The 2521-nt window shown below is 67.2% G+C and carries 2 protein-coding genes and 1 pseudogene; 2 read left to right on the top strand and 1 reads right to left on the bottom strand.

What is annotated here, in order from left to right:
• A pseudogene (locus HUU96_RS14910) lies at nt 1–315 on the top strand (DNA replication/repair protein RecF); the annotation flags it as partial.
• A 5-nt stretch (nt 316–320) separates the two neighbouring features.
• On the opposite strand, the gene HUU96_RS14905 reads toward HUU96_RS14910, so the two are convergent.
• Entirely contained in the window at nt 321–488 is a 168-nt protein-coding gene (locus tag HUU96_RS14905) for a hypothetical protein (protein WP_174293514.1), read from the bottom strand.
• Nucleotides 489–614: 126 nt separating this feature from the next.
• Here HUU96_RS14905 and HUU96_RS14900 point away from each other — a divergent pair.
• Nucleotides 615–2521, top strand: a 1907-nt coding sequence (locus HUU96_RS14900) for a DNA gyrase subunit B (protein WP_174293513.1), incomplete at its 3' end; no start/stop codon positions are given.

The raw sequence follows: 2521 nt of genomic DNA, 5'->3' as shown, positions 1-2521 counted from the left end.
CTGGCGGGGCCGCACCGCACCGACCTGATCGTCACCCATGTCGACAAGCGGCAGCCGGCGGCGCTCTGCTCGACCGGCGAGCAGAAGGCGCTGCTGCTGGGGCTGATCCTCGCCCATGCCGAGCTGGTCGCCGAGCGTGCCGGGCAGCGGCCGATCCTGCTGCTCGACGAGGTCGCCGCGCACCTCGACCCGCTGCGCCGCGCGGCGCTGTTCGAGCGGCTGGCGGGGCACGGCCAGGTGTGGATGACCGGCACCGAGGAGGCGCTGTTCGCCGGGCTGCCGGGCGACGCGACGCGAGTGTTGCTATCGGGCTGACGATGTCAGGCGGGCGAGCCTTCGCCGAGCTCGGGGTCGCGTTCGTTGGCGATGGTCAGGTCGGAACCGCATTCCTCGACCCGGAAGCCCAGATCCTCCAGCCCCAGGCGCAGGTGGATGCGCGTCAGATGATCGGCTTCCCGGAACGAGAAGGCATGGCGGTCATGGTACATGCGCGGCCCAACCCGACAAACCTCCGATCGTTCCCGACTTTCGACAGCGATCCGCGGGGATCCACACGCCTCCGCGCAGGGCCGTTCCAGCCCATTTCGCTTCCGTTCCGGCTGCCCTGAGCCTATATGCTCGGCATGACAGACACTGCCCAGAATCCCAACGTCAACGACTATGACGCTTCCTCGATCAAGGTGCTCAAGGGCCTCGACGCGGTGCGCAAGCGGCCGGGCATGTATATCGGCGACACCGATGACGGATCGGGCCTGCATCACATGGTGTTCGAGGTCAGCGACAATGCGATCGACGAGGCGCTGGCGGGGCATTGCGATCGGATCGACATTCAGCTGAACCCCGACGGCTCGGTCAGCGTCACCGACAATGGTCGCGGCATCCCGACCGGCATCCACGCGGAGGAAGGCGTATCGGCGGCGGAGGTCATCATGACCCAGCTCCACGCCGGCGGTAAGTTCGAGAACTCGAGCGACGACAACGCCTACAAGGTGTCGGGCGGGCTGCACGGCGTCGGCGTGTCGGTGGTCAATGCGCTCAGCGAGTTCCTCGATCTGACGATCTGGCGCGACGGCGAGGAGCATTACATGCGCTTTGCCTATGGCGATGCGGTGGCACCGCTCAAGGTCGTCGGCACCGCCGCGCCCGGACAGAAGGGCACCCGCGTCACCTTCCTGCCGTCGCCCGCCACCTTCAAGATCGTTGAGTTCGACTTCGACAAGCTCGAGCACCGCTATCGCGAGCTGGCGTTCCTCAACTCCGGGGTCCGCCTGTTCATCACCGACGCGCGCCACGACGAGCCCAAGACGGTGGAGCTGTTCTATGAGGGCGGCATCGCAGCGTTCGTCAAGTGGCTCGACCGCGCCAAGACGCCGCTGTTCCCCGAGCCGATCAGCATCTCCGGCCAGCGCGACGCGATCGGCATGGACGTCGCTCTCGAATGGAACGACAGCTATTACGAGAACGTCCTCGCCTTCACCAACAACATCCCGCAGCGCGACGGCGGCACGCATATCGCGGCGTTCCGCGCGGCGCTGACGCGGACGCTCAACAACTATGCCGACAAGTCGGGGATGCTGAAGAAGGAAAAGGTGCAGCTCACCGGCGACGACATGCGCGAGGGGCTGACCGCGATCGTCTCGGTGAAGCTGCCCGACCCCAAGTTCAGCAGCCAGACCAAGGACAAGCTCGTCTCGTCCGAGGTCCGCCAGCCGCTGGAATCGCTCATCGCCGACAAGCTCGCGCAATGGCTGGAGGAGAACCCCGCCAACGCCCGCGCCATCGTCGGCAAGGTGATCGACGCAGCCGCCGCGCGCGAGGCCGCCAAGAAAGCGCGCGAGCTGACCCGGCGCAAGGGCGCGATGGACATCGCTTCCCTCCCTGGTAAGCTCGCCGACTGCCAGGAGCGCGACCCCGCCAAGTCCGAGCTGTTCCTGGTCGAGGGCGACAGCGCCGGCGGCTCCGCCAAGCAGGGCCGCGACCGCCATTTCCAGGCGATCCTCCCCCTGCGCGGCAAGATCCTCAACACCGAGCGCGCCCGCTTCGACCGGATGATCTCGTCGCGCGAGATCGGCACGTTGATCCAGGCGATGGGCACCGGCATCGGCCGCGACGAGTTCAACGCCGACAAATTACGCTACCACAAGATCGTCATCATGACCGACGCCGATGTCGACGGCGCGCATATCCGCACGCTGCTGCTGACCTTCTTCTACCGGCAGATGCCCGAGCTGATCGAGCGCGGCCACCTCTTCATCGCCCAGCCGCCGCTCTACAAGGCCACCAAGGGCCGGTCCGAGGTGTACCTCAAGGACGACGCCGCGCTCGATGACTATCTGGTCGATGCCGGCGTCGCGGCGATGATGTTCGAGACCAGCGGCGGCCCGCGCACCGGCGGCGACCTGCGCCAGCTGGTCGAGCACGCGCGGCGGATGCGGACGCTGATGCGCTACGTCCCGCGCCGCTACGACGCCTCGATCATCGAGGCGCTGGCGCTGGGCGGCGCGCTTGATCCGGCGCTCGA

The sequence above is a fragment of the Sphingomonas bacterium genome, from assembly GCF_903644135.1.
Classification (GTDB): domain Bacteria; phylum Pseudomonadota; class Alphaproteobacteria; order Sphingomonadales; family Sphingomonadaceae; genus Sphingomonas.
Note: the sequence above shows the minus strand (reverse complement) of the source record. Positions and strands in the feature narration are given on the sequence as shown.

Coding starts and splice junctions, on each gene's coding strand:
- HUU96_RS14905 (WP_174293514.1), bottom strand. CDS start 488: ATGTACCATGACCGCCATGCCTTCTCGTTCCGGGAAGCCGATCATCTG.